Source organism: Burkholderia sp. KCJ3K979 (genome assembly GCF_016759955.1).
Taxonomy (GTDB): Bacteria; Pseudomonadota; Gammaproteobacteria; order Burkholderiales; family Burkholderiaceae; genus Burkholderia; species Burkholderia orbicola.
Map to the genome: position 1 here is coordinate 1 of NZ_JACFYV010000503.1, position 309 is coordinate 309.

General features: G+C 66.3%; 1 pseudogene. It reads right to left on the minus strand.

The window, feature by feature from the left end:
• Positions 1 to 309: pseudogene (locus H3O04_RS35835) on the minus strand (penicillin-binding protein activator LpoB); the annotation flags it as partial.

Below are 309 nucleotides of genomic sequence, written 5' to 3' on the forward strand. Positions count from 1 at the left end.
TCTGCAGATGGCCCGCCACCGCCGCCACCGCGCTGTTGCCGATCAGCCCGCCGATCATGCTGCCGATCCCGCCGATCGGCGAATCGTTGATCACGATCTGCGGCTCCATGTAGTAGTCGGCCGCGACGCGCTGGCCCTTCTGCTGCTTCGAGCCCGCGCGGTATTCGCCCGAGTTGCGCTGTAGCTGCGTGATGCGCGACAGGCGTGCGTCGCTCTTCTGGTTGCCGATCGACGTGATCACGAAGCAGTTCGACTGCTGCACCGCCAGCCGCAGCAGCGGATCGATGCTCGTCACCTTGGTGGCGCTGC